This is a genomic window from Streptomyces sp. NPDC020983, assembly GCF_044333485.1.
In the GTDB taxonomy this organism is placed as follows: Bacteria; Actinomycetota; Actinomycetes; order Streptomycetales; family Streptomycetaceae; genus Actinacidiphila.
Window position 1 is genome coordinate 1 of the sequence record NZ_JBIRRA010000002.1, and the last position, 15,135, is coordinate 15,135.

Genomic DNA, 15,135 nt, shown 5'->3' on the forward strand with positions numbered 1-15,135 from the left:
CACCGCCCTCATCGCCGGCGCAGCAGCCCTCCTCGCCATCGGCGGCGGAGCGGTCTACTTCACCCGCCGCCGCAAGACCGGCAACCACAGCTAACCCGCACCACCCAGCACCACCCAGCACCACGACAGCGGCCGCCCGCACCGGACCACCGGAACGGGCGGCCGCCGCCGTACCGGCCCGAGCCGGCCGCGGACGTCAGTTGCGCCAGGTGTCGTTGAGCGTGACGCTGCCGGAAGCGGGCACGGTGGCCGTGCGGTTGGCGCCGGACTCCCACGTCACATTGCCGCTGCCGTCCTTGCGGAGGTACTTGTACTGGAAGGACGTCCCGGCCGGGAGGCTCACGTCGAGCTTCCAGACGGGGTAGGCGGAGGAGGACATCGGCAGCGCGGCGGAGGTGCTCCAGCCGCCGAGCGCGGGGACGTCGCCGACGACGTAGACGTTCTGCCCCCACGTGGTGGTGGCGTTCACCGCGAAGGACGCCCCGGCCGCCGGGTTCGTGCCCCCGGTGGTGCTCCCGGTCGTGCCCCCGGTGGTCGACTGGCCGCCCGAACCCGCGCCTGCCGCGCAGGAACCGGCGTAGAGGGCCACGGCGTCGTCCGCACCGACCGTCGCCGTGAAGGTGCCGTTCGAGGCGACGGTGTACGGGGCGCCGCCGTGCTGGACGTCGCAGTACGTGCCCGCGGGCAGCGACGTGCTGAAGGTGCGCGTCAGGGCGCTGCCCTCGTGGTTGATCGCGACGAAGCCCTTGCTGCCGCGGCCGAAGGCGATCGCGTTGTTGCCGTTGTCCCACCAGTTGGTGACGGCCGTGCCCGAGACCGCGTTGCGGAAGCCGACCATGTTCGCGATCTGCGGCCAGGCGTGCTGGCACTTCCAGCCGTCGGTGTAGCAGGAGTTGACCTGGCCGCCGTTGGGCGGGCCCGCGTCGTTGTCGGAGAACTCGTAGCCGGAGTAGACGTTCGGTGAACCGTACGGCCAGGACAGCACGAAGACGTTGGCAAGCGTGTAGGCCGCGTTGCTCTTGTAGGTGAGGGTGGAGCCGTTGCGCTCGGTGTCCCAGTTGTCGACGAAGGTGCGGGCCTTGTCGCCGGCGAGGTAGCCCGCGCCCCACGAGGCGCCCCACTGGCTGAGGGAGGACAGCTTCCCGCCGCCGAAGATCCGCTTGAGGTCGAACGCGCCCTGGAACTCGTCGACATCGCCCGTGCCGGTGTACTCGCCCGGCTGCACGGCCTCGCCGGAGCCGTAGATCACCTCCTGCGCCCAGTAGACGCCCGGGTTGCTCAGCTTGGACTTGATCGCGGCCAGGTCGCTCGCCGCGATGTGCTTGGCGGCGTCGATGCGGAAGCCGTCGACCCCGAGCGCCAGCAGGTGGTTCAGGTAGGCGGCGACGGTGGAGCGGACGTAGTCGCTGCCGGTGTCGAGGTCGGCCAGGCCGACGAGCTCGCAGTTCTGGACGTTGGAACGGTCGGCGTAGTTGGAGATGTTCGTCCGGCAGGTGTGGAAGTCCTGGTCCTGGTAGTAACCCGGGTAGGTGTACTTGCTGTACGCCGTGCCGCCGGTGCCCGTGCCGGAGCCCGAGGACATGTGGTTGATCACCGCGTCGGCGACGACCTTCACGCCCGCGCTGTGGCAGGTGCCGACCATGGACCGGAACTCGGCCTCACTGCCGAGGCGGTTCTGCAGCTTGTAGCTGACCGGCTGGTAGGACGTCCACCACTGCGCGCCCTGGATGTTCTCGGTGGCCGGCGAGACCTCGACGTAGCCGTAACCGGCCGGGCCGAGCTGGTCGGTGCAGGCCTTGGCGACCGAGTTCCAGTTCCACTGGAACAGCGTGGCGGTGACGTCCCTGCTGCCGGGCGGTGTCGCGCCCGCCTGCTGCTGCGAGGCGGCGGCGACCAGTCCCGCGGCGGCGACCACCGCGGCGACGGCGCCGTTGAGGACCCTTGATCTCATGGGCGGCTCCTTCAGTCGAGGGCGTCGGTGGGCGCACCGGTGCCCTGTGAAGGCGGCCACGCGCCAGGCCGCCGTACGAGAGCGGAACCCGGTCCCGTCGGGTTCCGGCAGGAGCTTCCTGCCGCGCTGGTGGACACGTCAATCACTCGGACAAAAAAACTTTCTGTGAGTTGCTGAAAGAACTTGCAGTCGGCTTCCCCGGGAACTGCCTCACGGACGCGCCCACGGGACGCACAATGCAGGCATGCCGAACGACGACGCGGCGCCGGTCGCCGCCGTACGGGCCCGCGACGTGGACGCCGCGGAGGCGCTGCTGGCCGCGGGGGCGGCGCCCGACGCGCGGGACGGGGACGGGTACACGCTGCTCGGTATCGCCGCTGTCCAGGCCGACACCGCGATGTGCGAGCTGCTCGTCCGCAGCGGCGCGCACCCCGACCTGCGGTGCCCCGGCGGGCGGACGCCGGTGATGCCGGCGGCCGACGGCGGCGCGCTCGGGGCCTTTCATGCGCTGCTCAAGGGCAAGCCGGATCTCCTGCTCCGCGACGAGCAGGGCCGGGACGCGGCCGGCCTCGCCCGCGCCTGGCTCGGCGCCGACCCGGCCGCCGAGCTGCTCCGGCGGCTGGGCGCGGCCGACGGCGACGGCGCCGTGATCACCCGCGGCATCGCACCGTACGAGGACCTCGGCCCCTACGAGACCGTCCGCGTCACCACGCCGGCCGGTACGGCGAGCGTGCAGACCGGCCACGCCGCGATCCTGACCTGCGTGGAAGAGATGCTGGGCATACGCGTCCCCTACGGCGAACTGGCCGACCGCGCCCTCGCGTTCGCCCCCGGCCACGCGTGCCGCTTCACCGTCTCCCACACCCTCTGCGCGCGCATGGACGACGAGACGCTCGCGCTGGCCGCGCAGGACCTGGAGGGCGCCGCCGACCCCGGGCGGCGCAGGTTCGCCGCGGAGGTGCTGCAGCTGTACGGCATGCCCGTGCTGCCCGGTGAGGACGGCGAGGACGGTGAGGGCGGCGAGGCGGCCGATCGGCTGGAGGCCGCGGCCACCGAGGTGCTGTCCCGCCGGGTGACGGTGGAGGAGGACCCGGGGGCGCTCGCCGGGATCGTCCACGCCCTCGGGCTGCACTACGCACCAGGCGCCGTCCCCGACATCGTGCGGCACGCCGGCCATCCGGACCGTGAGGTCCGGCTCGGCGTCGCCGGCGCCCTGCAGGGGATGATCGAGCCCGGCGACACGGCCGCGCTGCGAGCGATCAGCGCCCTGGCGCAGGACGCGGATCCGGAGGTGCGCACCCTCGCCACGATCACCCTCTCGGACGTCCAGGCCGACACGCCCGCCGTCCGCGTCCTGCTGGTCCACGCGATGGCCGACGCCGATCCGGACATCGCCGTGCAGGGCGCCCGCGGCCTCGGCCTGCTGGGCGACCCGCGCGCCGACATCCCCCTCGTCCGGTCCTTCCTCGGCCGCGGCGAGGACGCCATCGCCGAGTGCCACCCCGCGTACGACGCGATCCGGCGGATGTCCGGGGAGCGGTTCGCCGCGGCCCGCGCCGCCGTCGAGGGCCGGGACGCCGCCGCCGCGCGACCCGGCTGAAGCACGCTGTCCCGCCCCCGCGGGAGGCGGCGGGCTGGGACCATGGGGGCGGCGCAACCGTCTGCCGGCAGGGCGGCCCGGCGGACGCGGAAGAGCGCACGAGCGGAAGAGGGGACGGGGGCGGGCGTATGGGCGAGGTCAGGGTCGAGACGGTGGCGCTGGACGCCGCGGGGGGCCGGCAGATCGCGTCGCGGACGCGGACGTCCGCGGTGCTGGGGGACCGGGCCGCGGAGGTGGAGGAGGCCATCGTGCAGGCCTCGGCGATCGCGCAGCAGTCGCTGGCGCAGGTGCCGGAGCGGGACGGCTGGCAGGTGACGTCCATGGAGGTCACCTTCAATCTGACGCTCGCCGCCGAGGCCGGCGTCATCCTCTCCAAGGCCTCAGCGGAGGCCTCCTTCGAGGTGACCCTCACCGTGGAGCGCTCCCCGGAGCGGCAGTCGGACCGGTCGTGACCGCCGGTGCGGGCACGGGCGCGGACTACTGGGTCGAGCTGTTCCAGGGGGAGCGGCGGCTCGGCGCGGGCTTCCTGCTGACCCGGCGGTTCGCCGTCACCGCGCTGCACTGCCTGCGCGGCACGGCCGACGGTGGGGCCGAGGTGACCTTGTCGCTGGCGGACGGCACGCGCGTGCCGGGGCGGGTGAGCCGCCAGGACAAGGAGGCGGATCTCGCGCTGATCGAGATCTCCGCGGCACACCGCGTCGCGCAGCCCGTGCCCGTGGCCGGGGTCGCGCGGGGCGGCGAACGCTGGCGCGGGCCCTACCGGCCCACCGCGAACGACGTCGAGCTGACCGGCCGGGTCGCCGGTGGGGCGATCCCGTACGACTGTGAGGGCGGCGGCCGCATCGAGGCCCTGCAACTCACCGCGGACCAGCTGCTCGGCGACTACTCCGGCTACTCGGGCGGCCCGGTCGAGGGCGCCGACGAAGGGCGGGAGCCGGCGGTCGTCGGCATCCTGCTGGAGCAGGCGCCGGACCGCGCGGACGCGGGCCGCAGCGCCAACGTGCTCTTCGCCGCGACCATCCGCGAGGTGATGCGGCGCTTCGACCACTTCGACGTCGGCCACCTCGTGGACGTCCTGCGTCCGCCGCCGCAGCCGGAGCCGGAGTTGGTGCAGGCGGCGCCCCGGCCGAGCCCGGCCGCCCGCGTCGACACGCTGCTCGGTTTCTTCCAGCAGATGGCCGACCAGGCCGTCCTGGACCCCGCCGACGTCTCCGAGTTGCGCTACCTCGCCCTCAAGCGGGTCTTCGAGGCGCAGGAGCGCGGCAGGGGCGGGGGCGGCGTGTGAGCGAGGCCTGGGAGGAGGCGGTCGCAGCCGCCCGGAGCGCTCTGCGCGATCCGGACGGGCCGCGGTCCAGCTGGCTGCTGTCGGCCGTCGAAGCTCTGTGCGCGGAGGGGGAGTTGCCGTACCGCCCGGAGCTGGGCCGGGACATCCCGGAGCTGGTCGCGCTGCTCGACGGGCTCGGCCTGCCCGAGACCGCCGACACGCTGCTGGAGCACGTGGCCGCGTGCCTGCGGCGGCAGCCCGGCCTGCTGGTCACGCTCGCACCCGCGCTCGACCGGCTCGCCGTCGCGCTCGCCGCGCACGGCCGGTACGAGGCCGCGGCGCAGGTCACCGCCGCGTCGGTGGAAAGCGCCACGGAACGTGCGGCGGCCCCGGCCAACTTCGCCCGCCTGGCGCTGCGCCGGGGCGACACCGTCGGCGCGGCCGAGCTCGCGGTGGAGGCGCGCCGGCTCGCGGCCCGTTCGCCCGGTGAGCGGGAGGCGCTGGACGTCGCGGTCCTGGAGACGGCGGTCTTCGCCGAAGTGGCCCGCCGGGAGGGCCTGCACGCCGAGGCCGACGAGCTGGTCGACGAACTCGCCGGGTACGTACGGCGCCTGGCCCGGCTGGCCGGCGACGACGACCCCGCCACCCAGTCGGCCCTGGCCGCCCTCGCCTGGGCCGAGTTCGCGTCGGCCGAGGCTGCGGGCGACCGGGCGCGCATGGAGCGGGCCGTCGACGTCCTCGCTGTCGTCGCCCAGCGGATGTCCGCGACGCTGGGTGGCCGGCACCCGCGGGCGCTCTCCGTGCTGCGGAGCCTCGCGACCGCGGAGTACGCAGCCGCCCGGACGTCCGGCGACCGGCGCCGGCTCGCGGGTGCGGAGACGCTGGTGGCGGCGGTCGTACGGCGGACGGAAGGCCGGCAGGCCGGGTTCGGGCGGCGCGGACCGGACGGCACCGCTCTGGCGGAGTCGCTGATCAGCCACCTGGAACCCCTCCTGGCCGGGGAGCAGTCCAGGCCCGCCGTTCCGCTCGACGCCAGGCGGCAACTGCATGCCCTTCAGGCGCAGTTGAGCCGTGCCCGGGCCTGCGTGGACGACCGGCCGGGCACCGCGTACGCGCTCGCCCTCGACGCCCTCCACCAGCTGGACGAGCTGGCCCGCGCGCTGGACCAGGCCGAGGAGCGGCCCTGATCCCGCGGAGGCTCAACTCCCCCCGGCGGCCATCTCCGTGACCGCCTCCGCCAGCCGTTCGGCGTAGGCGGCGGTCAGGGACGGGGGGTCGAAGAGCAGCCGGTACCACATGGGGCCGTAGACCAGGTCGACGAGGAAGTCGGCCTCGGCGTCGCCGAGTTCGCGGGGGGCGCGGGCGCGGGTGAGGATCGTGCGGACGGCCTCGCGGCGGGGGAGGATCAGCCGTTCCCACACCGTGCGGGCGAAGTCGTCGTCGCCGATGGACTCGGCGACCAGTGCGCGGTTGAGCGCGCCGCGGATGCCCTGCTGGGCCGCGAAGGTCGCGGTGAGCAGCTGGGCGAGGTCGCGGCGTGGGGACGCCGTGTCGGGGGCGGGTAGGTTGCCCGCCGCGTAGGCGGCGAGGGCGTCGAGGATCACCTCGCCCTTGCTGCGGTAGCGCCGGTAGACGGTCTGCTTCGAGACGCCGGCGCGGGCCGCGATGCCCTCGATGCTGGCCGCCCGGTAGCCCTTCTCCTCGACGAGTTCCATGGTCGCGCGCAGGATCGCGTCGTCGACGCCGGGGTCTCTGGGTCGTCCGCTCATGGGGTCCTCCTCATGGGCCCACCCTACCCCACTTGACATACGGACCGGACCGTATTTGAATGCCATTACGAACCGCACCGCACCGTATTGAAAGTGAGGGTCCGATGATCTCTCGTCGCCCCGGACCGGCCCTGTGGGCCCTGGCCCTCGGTTACTTCTCCTTCGGCACGTCGTCGCTGGCCGTCGTCGGCCTCGGCCACCCGATCGGCGCCGACCTGCACGTCAGCCAGTCGCAGGTGGGCCTGCTGGTCACCGTGTTCGCCCTGACCTTCGCGCTCACCGCGCCGCTCGCCCCGGTGCTGCTCGGCCGCCTCGGGCGCAAGACCGTGTTGCTGTCCGGGCTCGCGGTCATGGCCGCCGGCGGGGTCGCCGCCGCGCTGGCCCCCACCTACGGGGCGCTGTCCGCCGCCCGGGTGCTCACCGCGCTCGGCGGGGCCGCCTTCGGGCCGGCCGCCTCGGTCGCCGGCTCGCTGCTGGTGCCCGCCGAGCGCCGGGCCCGCGCCCTGGCGACCGTCTTCGCCGGCATGACGGCCGCGGCCGTCCTCGGCGTACCGCTCAGCACCAGCCTCGGCCAGAGCATCGGATGGCGCTGGACCACCGTCGGCATCGCGGGGCTGACGCTGCTCGCCCTCGGTCTCGTCGCCGCCTTCGTGCCGGCCCTGGAGCGCGGCGCCCCGGCCACCCTCGCCGCCTTCCGGCCGGTCCTGCGCACCGCGGGGGTCGTTCCGGCCGTCACCACCACCTTCGCCTTCATGGCCGCGCAGTTCACCGTCTACGGCGTGATGGGCGCCTACCTCGCCGACCGCTTCGGCTCCGGCACCGGGCAGGTCGCCGCGCTGCTGCTGGTCTTCGGCGTCGCCGGTGTCGTGGGCAACGGGCTCGCCGGGCGGGTCTTCGAGCGGCTCGGCGGCCCGGCCACCATCACCGTCTCCATGGCCGGGTTCGGCGTCGCCTTCGCGGCCCTGCTGCTCGCCCCCGCCGATCCCGCCGCGGCGGTCGCCGCCATCGTCGTCTGGGCCGTCTTCAGCCAGCTCTTCCAGGCCCCGCAGCAGGCCCGCCTGGTGGCCCTCGTGCCCGACCAGCGCGCGCTGGGGCTCGCGCTCAACGCCTCGTCGCTCTACCTCGGGATGAGCCTCGGCAGCCTGCTCGGCAGCAGCCTGCTCCCCGCGCTCGGCGCCTCGTGGCTGCCGGCCGCCGGGCTCGCCCCGCTGGCCCTCGGGGCCGCCGCGCACCGCGCCTCGGGCCGGCACCACGCCCTACGGGAGACCGCGGCCACCGCCGCCCCCGCGCCGGCCGCGCCCGCCGCTCCCGCACACAGCCACTGACATGACGCACCACACCGCACCCCGACCGCACCGATCCGCAGCATCGAAGGAGCTCACCATGACCGTTCAGAACGCCACCGCCGCCCCCACCACCGCCGAGCAGAACACCGCCCTCGTCCGGGACTTCATGGAGACCGTCTGGAACGAGGGGCGCACGCAGGCCGCCGCCCGCTTCGTCGCCGCCGGTCTCGCGCAGCACAACCCCGCCCTCCCCGACGGCCTCGCCGCCCTGACCGCGCTGGTCGACAGCCTGCACGCCCAGCTGCCGGAGCTGCGCTTCGACATCCGGCGCACCGTCGCCGAGGGTGAACTGGTCGTCGTGCACAGCCTGTTCACCCCGGCGCCCGGGGCGGACGCGCAGGCCGTCGTCGACATCTTCCGGATCGAGGACGGGCTGATCGCCGAGCACTGGGACGTCCACCAGGAGCTGCCCGCCACCACGGCGAGCGGGCGCCCCGCCGTCTGACCCGCCGGGCCGCCCGGGCCCGGACACCGCGGTCCACCGCCGGCACGTCGCCGGCGGTGGCCGCGGGCGTCCCTCCCCGGCACGTCCAGGACCGGGGCGGCGCCCACCGGTCCTTCACCGCCCTGCCGGGCGTGCCCGAGGGCGGCAACCCCTCCTGCTGACCCCCCGCCCCACCCCGCGGCAGGGCGGGGCGCCTTCCCTTCCGGCACCCCTGTCCGCCGGAGGAGCGGCCTGCCGGACGTCCGGCGCCGGTGACCCGGCCCTAGGGCGTGTCCGCAAAGTCCCGCCTGGCACACGGCGCCTGGCATGCACGCTCGCTACGTTGCCGGGCTCGTCCGAGTAGGCCCACTACGAGGACGACCCTCCGCCTTGCGATCGCACGCACCAGACACCGTCTGCCCCGCCCTCCGGGCGGACGACGGGACTTTGCGGACACGCCCTAGTATGTGTACGCGCCAACGTGTTCTCGGGCACGCCCTCCCACTGGCCGCCGACCCGCTCCGTCCGACCCACCGCCCGAAGGACCACCCGTGGCCGTTCCCGCCTCCCCGTCACCGGCGCGTTTCCGCGCCCTCCTCGCAGCCGCCGGAACCGCGGGGGCGCTCCTGCTGGCCGTCGGCTGCGGCGCGTCGGGCGGCGACGCGGCGGGTACGGGCGGGACCACGGCGCAGTCCACCGCGGACACCGCCGCGCCGGAGGCCGTGGCCTCGACGTCCGTGCCCGCCTCACCTTCCGCCCCGGCCAGCGCGTCCGCCTCCGCCTCCGCGTCGGCCACCCCGACGCCGTCGCATACGGCGTCCGCGTCGCCGGGCAGGAGCACGGGCACGAAGGCGCCCTCCGCCTCCCCGTCCGGCACGAAGGCGGCCGGCTCCTCCGGGACGGGGAGCGGCTCCTCCGCCGGCGCGACCGCGCCGCACTTCCCCGTTCCCGTCCAGATCGGCGACGCCACGCAGGTGATCACCGTCGAGGCGCGCGGCTCGTACGCCACCGTGACGGCGTGGGCGAAGGGACCGGCGGGCTGGAAGGCGGAGTTCAGCACCACCGCGGGCCGGGTCGGCTCCGCCGGGGTCGTCGACGGGTCGACGCGCAGGCAGAACACGTCCACCACCCCCTCGGGGACGTACACCCTCACCGAAGGCTTCGGTGTCGCCGCGAGCGGCACCGCGATGCCCTACCACCGGGTCGTCGCCGACGACTGGTGGGTCGAGGACCCCGAGTCCGCGTACTACAACTCCCGCCACAGCGCCCAGGGAGCGGACTTCCCCCTCACCGAGGCGGGCGACCGCGGCAGCGAGCACCTGATCGACCACCCGACGCAGTACGCCGAGGCGCTCGTCATCGACTACAACCGCCGGCCCGCGGTCCCCGGCCGCGGTGCGGGCATCTTCCTGCACGTCAACGGCTCCGGGGCGACGGCCGGTTGCGTGTCCGTGCCGCGCGCGACGATGGACCGCGTCATGAGCTGGGCCAAGCCCTCCGCCCACCCCCGTATCGCCATCGCCGCCGCCTGAAGCGGGCCGGGCGCAGGAAATCCGCTGTCGCCCCGCGCCGCCCACGGCTAGCCTCGCCACGGAGCGACGCACCAGGCGAGGAGCGAGGACATGGTCGGTCGTACGAGCACGCGTTGACGTCCCAGGCCGCCACCGGCCCGTCATCGCGTGCCGCCCTTGAGGTTGTTGCGGCACAGCGAGCTTCCCAGCCCTGCCCGGACCGCCGGCCGCACGTCCGCGTGCCCGGCGGCGGGCCTCGCCGCCGCACCCCCAGGGACCGCCGTGCCGTGCGCAGCCACCCCCGCCCCGCCCGACGCCGAACACCCCGCCGCCCCGCGGCTGTTGCGGGACCCCGACTTCCGCCGGCTGTGGGCGGGGCAGACCGCCTCCCAGCTCGGCGAGCACGCGACGCTCGTCGTCCTCCCCCTCTTCGCCGTCCTGGCGCTGCGCGCCGGCCCCGCCGAACTGGGCGTCCTGCGCGCGGTGGGGCAGGCCCCGGCACTGCTGCTCTCGCTCCTCGCCGGGGCGTGGACGGACCGGTGGCGGACGCGGACGGTGATGGTGCTCGCGGACGCCGGCCGTGCCCTGCTGCTGGGCGCCGCCGCCCTGGCGGCCCTGCTGGGCGGGCCCGGCCTTCCGGCCCTCCTCGTGCTCGCCTTCGCGGTCGGCGCGCTGTCCGTCCTCTTCGACGTCGCCTACCAGACCTCGCTCGTCCGGCTGGTGGAACGCGATCTGCTGGTGCGCGGCAACAGCGCGCTGGAGGCGAGCCGTTCGGCGGCGCAGACCGGCGGTCCCGCGCTCGGCGGGGCCCTGGTGTCCGCGGTGTCCGCGCCCGTCGCCGCGGCCTGCGGCGGGCTGCTGTTCGCGCTCTCCTTCCTGTCGATCCGGCGCATCCGGCGGTCCGAGCACGTCGCTCCGCGCCCGGCCGACGGGCCCGGTGCCCGGCGGCAGATCCGCGAGGGCGTGCGGTTCGTGGCCGGCCAGCCGTGGCTGCGGGCCGTGTGCCTGGCCTCGGCCGCCTTCCAGCTCTCCTTCGCGGCCATGACGACCGTCTACCTGCTCTTCCTGCCGCAGGAGCTGCACCTGTCCGGCGCCGCCGTCGGTGGCGCCCTCGCCGTGGCGGGCCCGGGCGCGCTGCTCGGCTCGGTGCTGGCCGCGCGCCTGCCGCGCCGCTTCGGCTACGGCGCGGTCATCGTGGCCGCGGCGGCCCTGGGCGACGGGGCGTTCCTGTGCGTGCCCGCGCTGCACGGCCCCCCGCGGGTGACCGTTCCCGTCCTCCTCGCGGCCGGCCTGCTGTTCGGCTGCGGCGGCCAGCTGGTCAACGTCGCCGTCACGGCCGTCCGGCAGGCCGTCACCCCGGCCGCGATGCAGGGCCGCGCGGCCGCGACGATCACCTTCGCGGGCATGGGCACCGCCCCGCTCGGCTCCCTCCTCGGCGGCGTCCTCGCGGACGGACTCGGCCTGCGCGCGGGCCTGTTCGCCACGGCCGCCGCGATGCTGCTGTCCCCGGCGGTCCTGGCCCTCTCCCCGCTGGGACGGCTGGGCCGGGAGCTGCCGGAGGCCGCACCGGAGCGCAATCCGTAGCCGTCACCGGCAGGAACCCCCCTACGCTCGCGGCATGTGCTTCTACGCCGTCGCCCACTACAAGACGCACTTCGTGTGCGTCCGCTGCCGGGTGAGCTTCAAGCGGCACTGGTCCGGGGAGCGCGAGCAGCACTGCCCGAACTGCGGGCGGCCGATGGCCTGCGCCGGGCACGACTTCGCCGCGCCGCGCCGCCGGGACGTACGCGGCTGGTCCGTGGTGGAGGTGGTGCTGCGCGCGGGGCTGCGGTACGAGGGGCTGTCGGGCTGCGGGTGCAGCAAGGAGCCGGAGTACCGGCCGCGGACGCGGGCGCAGGTGCGGGCGCGCAGGGCCGTCGCCGCCCGTGAGGGGGCGCCGCTCGCGGAGGTCCTGGCCCGCCCGGAGCCGGGTGTGCCGGTGCCGCCGCGGCCCCGCTGACCGCGCGGCGGGGGTACGGTCGTCCGGCGGGCCGGGGGAGGGCGGGCGGATGCGCGGGCGGGTGTGGGTGCTGGGACTGGCCGGCGCGGCCGGGGTCGCCGGCGGGGTGCTGCTGATCCTCGGGCCGCTGTCGTGGCTGGTCGCCGGGGGCAGTGTGCGGGGCCTGCACGGCAAGGACCGGGCCGACGCGCTGAACGCCGTACGGCAGACGGTGCTCGCGGCCTTCGCCGGGGCCACCGTCCTCGCGAGCCTCGCGTACACCGCGCGCACGTACGTCCTGACCCGGCGCGGTCAGGTGACCGAGCGCTTCCGGGCCGCCGTCGAGCAGCTCGCCTCCCCGCACACCGAGGTGCGGCTCGGCGGCATCTACAGCCTGGAGCACGTACTCGCCGAGTCGGAGCAGGACCACGACGCGGTGGTGGGCGTGCTCGCCGCGTACGTACGCAACCGCGCCGGCGCGGCGTTCGACCCGTCGACCGATCTGCCCGCCGTGCGCAACGCCGGGCGGCCCGTGCCGGAGTGGGGGACGCAGCCCGCGCAGGACGTGCAGGCCGCGGTCGACGTGCTGGCGCGCCGCCCGCGGCGCCCGGAGGTCCGCCGGGTGGACCTGCGGGGGGCGGTGCTGGCGGGGCTGAGCCTGCGCGCCTTCGAATTCGCCGCGCCGCCGCGGCTGTCGCCGGCGTTCCTGACCTCCGCGGACCTGCGGCGGGCCGATCTGCGGGGGGCGGACTTCCACCGCTCGATCCTGAACCACGCCGATCTGCGCCTGGCCGTGCTCGCCGGCGCCCGGCTCGCGGGCGTGCCCCTGGCGGGCGCCGACCTGCGCGACGCGCACCTGGCGGGCGCGGACCTGCGCGGCGCCGACCTCGGCCGGGCGGACCTGCGCGGCGCCGACCTCGGCCGGGCGGACCTGCGCGGCGCCTCCGGGCTCACCGCCGAGCAGCTCGCCGGCGCCCGCCTCGACGTGGAGACCGTGCTGCCACCCGGGCTGGCCGCCGACCCGTGGGTGGCCGCGAGGCTGGCCGACTGCGCCGCCTGGGCGCCGTCCGGCGCGGTGGACGGCCCGCCGCCCACGCCCCGCCCGCGGTGACTACTCCGGCGGCGCCGGCGGGGCGTCCGGTACGGACTCGCGCAGTTTCGCGAGCAGTTCCAGGAGCAGCGCGCGCTGTTCCCGGCCCAGGCTCGCGGTCGCCGTCGCGAGCGCGGCGCGGTCGATGTCCTCGGCCCGCGCGTGCGTCGTACGCCCGAGGTCGGTGAGCTTCAGCAGGAAGGCGCGCCGGTCGGTGGGGTGTCGGCGGCGCTCGACCAGGCCCTCCCGCTCCAGGGCGTCGACCAGCGAGGTCACGGTGCGGGCGGCGACCCCGAGCGCGTCGCCGAGGTCGCGCATGCGCAGCGGCTCCTCGGTGGTGGACAGGGCTCTGAGCAGCCGCAGCCGGGACACGGACAGGCCGTGGCAGTGCAGTTGCGCGTCGACGTACGTGCGCAGCCGCACGGTCGTCCTGAAGAGGTCGTCGACCAGTACGTCGCTGCTCCGGATGTCCACCACTGGGTCCCGTCTCGCTCCTTCCGCGCCCCGGGCGAAGGGCGCGTCCGTGTGTTGTGTGTCGACTCATAGTGAGTAGACTCAGCATATCGGGCGCGGCTCGATCCGCTCGTGCGCCCGCACAGGCCCGCACCCCTACGTACACCCGTAAGCGGTTACGGTTCACCTCGCCGTTCCGCTGCCCCTGCCGTCTTTCCGCGGCCACCGACCCACCCCGCACGCACGCCCCGGGCCCCCGGGGGAGGAGGACCATGCCCGGCCGACGCCTCAACCAGCGCCTGGTCGTACCCACCATGTTCGTCGCCACGTTCTTCCTCGTGGTGATGGACGGGGCGATCACGACCGTCGCGCTGCCCTCGATCGCCCGCCAGTTCGGCGTGACGGCGGCCGGGGCGGACAGCGTCGCCGTGGTCTACCCGGTGTGCGTCGGCATCACCATCCCCGTCTCCGGCTGGCTCGGCGACCGCTTCGGCGGCAAGCCCGTGCTGCTGTCGGCGATGGGCCTGTTCACGGTGGCCAGCGCGCTGTGCGGGATGGCCGACAGCCTCGGCCAGCTCGTCGTCTTCCGGGGCCTGCAGGGCATGTCGGGCGGCCTGCTCACCCCGGTCGCGGCGGCGATGCTCTTCCGCACCTTCAGCCCCGCCGAGCGGGTCCGCGCTTCCCGCGTCATGATCATCCCGCAGCAGATGGCCCCCGCGATCGCACCCATGCTCGGCGGCGTCCTCGTCGACAGCATCTCCTGGCGCTGGGTCTTCTACGTCAACCTCCCCTTCGGCATCGCCGCCCTCCTCTTCGGCCTGCTCTTCCTCGACAACCCGCGGCACGGCGACCCCGGACGCCTCGACGTGCCCGGCCTGCTGCTGTCCGCGGGCGCGCTGTCGCTGGTCATGTACGGGGTCTCCGAGGGCGCCGAGCGCGGCTGGGGCAGCCCCCTCATCGCCGGCAGCCTCGCCGCCGGCGCGGCCCTGCTCGTCGCGACCGTCGTCGTCGAACTCCGCAAGCCCGCCCCCGCGCTGCGGCTGCGGCTGTTCAAGGACGCCCTCTTCCGCGACACCAAGATCCTCGGCCTCATCGGCGTCATCCCCTTCATGGGCGCGATGTACGCGGCGCCGCTCTTCCTCCAGGAGGCACGCGGCGCGAGCGCCCTGGAGTCGGGCAGCGCGACCTTCACCGAGGCCTTCGGCGTGCTGCTGACCGTGCAGCTCGCCGCGCGCGTCTTCGACCGCTTCGGGCCGCGGCTGATCATCGCGGGCGGCCTCTCCTGCGTCGCCGCCGTCCTGGCCGTGATGACGGCGACGGTCGGCCCGGACACCGGGCCCTGGTCCTTCCGGATCTACATGTTCCTGCTGGGCCTGGGCATGGGCGCGGTCTTCATGCCGCTCACCGTCGCCTCCTTCGCGACGATCGGCAAGGAGGACATGGGCCAGGCGTCGACGCTCGGCAGCGTCATCAGCCAGCTGTCCATGGCCCTGGCCCCGGCCCTGGTCGCCACCCTGCTCATCACCAACACCGCCACCGCCGGGCACGTCGCCCCGCCCTCCGCCTACCACACCGTCTACCTCGTGCTGACGGTCATGGCGTTCGCGTCCGTCCTGTTCACCCTCACCATCCGCGACGCCCCGGCACGCCACTCCCCCCCGCCGCCGCGCGGTGCGCGGGCCCCGCGCCCGGCCTTCCGCCGCCGCGCGGGTGTTACCTCCGGCGGCGGCTCCTCGTCGAAGGAGTGAA

Annotated in this window: 14 protein-coding genes; 11 read left to right on the plus strand and 3 right to left on the minus strand. The window is 75.3% G+C overall.

What is annotated here, in order from left to right:
- Nucleotides 1-196: 196 nt before the first annotated feature.
- Nucleotides 197-1,951, minus strand: a complete 1,755-nt coding sequence (locus ACH4SE_RS03645; RefSeq protein ID WP_398541634.1) for a carbohydrate-binding module family 20 domain-containing protein — start codon at nt 1,949-1,951, stop codon at nt 197-199.
- Nucleotides 1,952-2,195: 244 nt separating this feature from the next.
- Here ACH4SE_RS03645 and ACH4SE_RS03650 point away from each other — a divergent pair, with 244 nt between their 5' ends.
- The 4 genes from ACH4SE_RS03650 to ACH4SE_RS03665 all read left to right on the plus strand — a co-directional run bounded on the left by ACH4SE_RS03650 (nt 2,196) and on the right by ACH4SE_RS03665 (nt 6,002).
- Entirely contained in the window at nt 2,196-3,551 is a 1,356-nt protein-coding gene (locus ACH4SE_RS03650) for a HEAT repeat domain-containing protein (protein WP_398541635.1), read from the plus strand.
- Between the two features lie 128 nt (nt 3,552-3,679).
- On the plus strand, nt 3,680-4,003 hold the full coding sequence (locus ACH4SE_RS03655; protein WP_398541636.1) for a CU044_2847 family protein: 324 nt from the start codon (nt 3,680-3,682) through the stop codon (nt 4,001-4,003).
- Nucleotides 4,000-4,836: a serine protease gene (locus tag ACH4SE_RS03660; protein WP_398541637.1), complete on the plus strand. Its 837-nt coding sequence runs from the start codon at nt 4,000-4,002 to the stop codon at nt 4,834-4,836. The genes ACH4SE_RS03655 and ACH4SE_RS03660 overlap by 4 nt, the downstream gene beginning before the upstream one ends.
- Nucleotides 4,833-6,002, plus strand: a complete 1,170-nt coding sequence (locus tag ACH4SE_RS03665; protein ID WP_398541638.1) for a hypothetical protein — start codon at nt 4,833-4,835, stop codon at nt 6,000-6,002. The genes ACH4SE_RS03660 and ACH4SE_RS03665 overlap by 4 nt, the downstream gene beginning before the upstream one ends.
- Before the next feature lie 12 nt (nt 6,003-6,014).
- On the opposite strand, the gene ACH4SE_RS03670 is transcribed toward ACH4SE_RS03665, so the two are convergent.
- Nucleotides 6,015-6,584 carry a TetR/AcrR family transcriptional regulator gene (locus tag ACH4SE_RS03670; RefSeq protein WP_398541639.1) on the minus strand — a complete coding sequence of 190 codons (570 nt, stop codon included), beginning with the start codon at nt 6,582-6,584 and terminating at the stop codon, nt 6,015-6,017.
- 104 nt (nt 6,585-6,688) lie between these two features.
- Between ACH4SE_RS03670 and ACH4SE_RS03675 the strand changes: the two genes are divergently transcribed.
- The 6 genes from ACH4SE_RS03675 to ACH4SE_RS03700 all read left to right on the plus strand — a co-directional run bounded on the left by ACH4SE_RS03675 (nt 6,689) and on the right by ACH4SE_RS03700 (nt 12,954).
- Nucleotides 6,689-7,909 carry an MFS transporter gene (locus ACH4SE_RS03675; RefSeq protein WP_398541640.1) on the plus strand — a complete coding sequence of 407 codons (1,221 nt, stop codon included), beginning with the start codon at nt 6,689-6,691 and terminating at the stop codon, nt 7,907-7,909.
- Between the two features lie 58 nt (nt 7,910-7,967).
- Complete coding sequence (locus tag ACH4SE_RS03680; RefSeq protein WP_398541641.1) at nt 7,968-8,375, plus strand: nuclear transport factor 2 family protein; 408 nt, start codon at nt 7,968-7,970, stop codon at nt 8,373-8,375.
- 530 nt (nt 8,376-8,905) lie between these two features.
- A complete protein-coding gene (locus ACH4SE_RS03685) occupies nt 8,906-9,886 on the plus strand; it encodes a L,D-transpeptidase (RefSeq protein ID WP_398541642.1) in 981 nt (326 codons plus the stop codon).
- 261 nt (nt 9,887-10,147) lie between these two features.
- Nucleotides 10,148-11,449, plus strand: coding sequence for an MFS transporter (locus ACH4SE_RS03690; protein ID WP_398541643.1), 1,302 nt, complete (start codon nt 10,148-10,150; stop codon nt 11,447-11,449).
- Between the two features lie 34 nt (nt 11,450-11,483).
- A complete protein-coding gene (locus ACH4SE_RS03695; RefSeq protein ID WP_398541644.1) occupies nt 11,484-11,864 on the plus strand; it encodes a hypothetical protein in 381 nt (126 codons plus the stop codon).
- Nucleotides 11,865-11,913: 49 nt separating this feature from the next.
- Nucleotides 11,914-12,954 carry a pentapeptide repeat-containing protein gene (locus ACH4SE_RS03700; RefSeq protein WP_398541645.1) on the plus strand — a complete coding sequence of 347 codons (1,041 nt, stop codon included), beginning with the start codon at nt 11,914-11,916 and terminating at the stop codon, nt 12,952-12,954.
- Here ACH4SE_RS03700 and ACH4SE_RS03705 read toward each other — a convergent pair whose 3' ends face one another.
- Nucleotides 12,955-13,410 carry a MarR family winged helix-turn-helix transcriptional regulator gene (locus ACH4SE_RS03705; protein WP_398541646.1) on the minus strand — a complete coding sequence of 152 codons (456 nt, stop codon included), beginning with the start codon at nt 13,408-13,410 and terminating at the stop codon, nt 12,955-12,957. It abuts the gene before it with no gap.
- Nucleotides 13,411-13,658: 248 nt separating this feature from the next.
- Here ACH4SE_RS03705 and ACH4SE_RS03710 point away from each other — a divergent pair, with 248 nt between their 5' ends.
- Nucleotides 13,659-15,134 carry a DHA2 family efflux MFS transporter permease subunit gene (locus ACH4SE_RS03710; RefSeq protein WP_398541647.1) on the plus strand — a complete coding sequence of 492 codons (1,476 nt, stop codon included), beginning with the start codon at nt 13,659-13,661 and terminating at the stop codon, nt 15,132-15,134.
- The last annotated feature ends 1 nt before the right edge of the window (nt 15,135 follow it).

Excerpts from the sequence above, each read along its gene's own strand:
- ACH4SE_RS03700 (WP_398541645.1), top strand. The coding sequence starts at position 11,914 with ATGCGCGGGCGGGTGTGGGTGCTGGGACTGGCCGGCGCGGCCGGGGTC.
- ACH4SE_RS03710 (WP_398541647.1), top strand. The coding sequence starts at position 13,659 with ATGCCCGGCCGACGCCTCAACCAGCGCCTGGTCGTACCCACCATGTTC.
- ACH4SE_RS03675 (WP_398541640.1), top strand. The coding sequence starts at position 6,689 with ATGATCTCTCGTCGCCCCGGACCGGCCCTGTGGGCCCTGGCCCTCGGT.
- ACH4SE_RS03655 (WP_398541636.1), top strand. The coding sequence starts at position 3,680 with ATGGGCGAGGTCAGGGTCGAGACGGTGGCGCTGGACGCCGCGGGGGGC.
- ACH4SE_RS03670 (WP_398541639.1), bottom strand. The coding sequence starts at position 6,584 with ATGAGCGGACGACCCAGAGACCCCGGCGTCGACGACGCGATCCTGCGC.
- ACH4SE_RS03695 (WP_398541644.1), top strand. The coding sequence starts at position 11,484 with ATGTGCTTCTACGCCGTCGCCCACTACAAGACGCACTTCGTGTGCGTC.
- ACH4SE_RS03650 (WP_398541635.1), top strand. The coding sequence starts at position 2,196 with ATGCCGAACGACGACGCGGCGCCGGTCGCCGCCGTACGGGCCCGCGAC.
- ACH4SE_RS03645 (WP_398541634.1), bottom strand. The coding sequence starts at position 1,951 with ATGAGATCAAGGGTCCTCAACGGCGCCGTCGCCGCGGTGGTCGCCGCC.
- ACH4SE_RS03680 (WP_398541641.1), top strand. The coding sequence starts at position 7,968 with ATGACCGTTCAGAACGCCACCGCCGCCCCCACCACCGCCGAGCAGAAC.